This window comes from Paraburkholderia sp. WS6 (assembly GCF_030464835.1).
In the GTDB taxonomy this organism is placed as follows: domain Bacteria; phylum Pseudomonadota; class Gammaproteobacteria; order Burkholderiales; family Burkholderiaceae; genus Paraburkholderia; species Paraburkholderia madseniana.
This window is the reverse complement of the sequence record NZ_JALQCK010000111.1, coordinates 1-1486: the sequence shown is the minus strand read 5'-3', so window position 1 is coordinate 1486 and position 1486 is coordinate 1. Positions and strand designations below refer to the sequence as shown.

Here is a 1486-nt window from a genome sequence, read left to right as displayed (position 1 = left end):
TAGTCGGTCCTGAACAATCTGTTTTGCCGGCCACCGGCGTTACGGCAATGGGACTGCGGTAACGCAGCGGTTGAGCAAAGCAGCGAGAACGAAGACGCAAAAAAGCCGCAGCTCCCTCAGGATCATCCGGAGGTTGTGGCCGGCGCCGCACAGTACCGCGTGCATCGCGTCGCCCAGTGCGCCTTTGAGCCAGTTTCGATCGAGTTTTCCGTCTGTCTTCATGTGGCCGATGGCTGGCTCGATTGCACTTCGCCGTCTGATCATTGCGCGTAGTCCGCGTGTGATACCTCGACGCAACCCCGGGTGGTAGATCTTCACGCCGTCGACGGCGACACCCTTGTAGCCGCGGTCGACGATGGCGACCTCTGGCGTGGCGTCGCACAGGATTGCCGCCTGCTCCAGCGCTTCAGCCAGCGTGTGACCGTCGTATGGATTGCCAGGCATCGAGCGCATGCCAACGACCAGGCCTTCCTTGTGGGTCGTCGTGATCGACACCTTTACGCCGAATTCGTAGGGTGTACGGGCTTTGCCCTTCGCCAGACATTCAACTTCCGGTGCGTGCAGCGCATACAGCTTGTTTTTGTCCTTCGGCTTCTGCGACAGAATCCGCTTCGTGCGGCCAATCAACTCCATTAATGCAGCACGGCCTGGGTCTGCCACCTGGGCGACCTGCCGCTCCACATCGCGCATCACCCGTCCAACGCGTGAACGCAGCGTGCGCAGTGCTTTCCTCATGCGCTTGTACTGCTTCGCGTGAGCGTAGCGGCCGATCTGTAGTCCCAGACGCGGCGCCTCACGGTTGTAGTTCTGCCGCAGCTTCAGGCCATGTCGTGCCGCGGCCTTCACCAGATGTTCGCGACACCGCTCGAGCAATCGCGAATCGGTTGGATGGGCAATCGCCTTCTCCATCACCGTCGTGTCGACAATCACGCGCTTCACGCTCGAGGCCTTGATCACACCGGCACGCTTTGCTGCTTCGATCGTCTCGGCCAGCAGCTCTTCAACGCCGGCTTCGCCCAGTCGCTTCCTCCAGCGCGTCAGGCTCGACGGGTCAATCGGCGGCTCCGTCTGCAGGTACGTCTCGCCCGTAAAGACCTGCCAGTACGGGTTTTCAACCCATTGCCAGACGACCTCTTCGTCAGACAGATCGAACGCGTGCTGCAAATACAGCAGTCCCGCAATCAGCCGCGGCGAACTCGCCGGTCGACCTTTGCCTGACGCGAAGCTCTCGCTCATCGACGCGCCCAGCCGCTCCCAGTTGATCAGGTCGGCCAAACGTATCAACGGATGCTTCAGGTTGATCTGCTCGCGCAACGGTTGCCGGAAGAAATCTCCCTCCGCCACAGGCGTCTTTGGACCCATCTGCACCTCGCCGAAAAATGCAGGATTCTCACGTTAATGTGCCAGGTTCCTGCAAATCTCACAACACCATTTCGGCCTCAAAGCTCCGTTGCACGCGCCCCTCCGAGATATTCAGGACCGACTA

General features: G+C 60.4%; 1 protein-coding gene. It reads right to left on the bottom strand.

Annotation, left to right across the window (positions count from 1 at the left end; genetic code table 11):
* Positions 1–39: 39 nt before the first annotated feature.
* Positions 40–1362 (bottom strand): IS5 family transposase, encoded by a 1323-nt coding sequence (locus M0D64_RS44735; RefSeq protein WP_266262305.1) that lies wholly within the window; start codon positions 1360–1362, stop codon positions 40–42.
* Positions 1363–1486 lie beyond the last annotated feature (124 nt).

Coding starts and splice junctions, on each gene's coding strand:
- M0D64_RS44735 (WP_266262305.1), bottom strand. CDS start 1,362: ATGGGTCCAAAGACGCCTGTGGCGGAGGGAGATTTCTTCCGGCAACCG.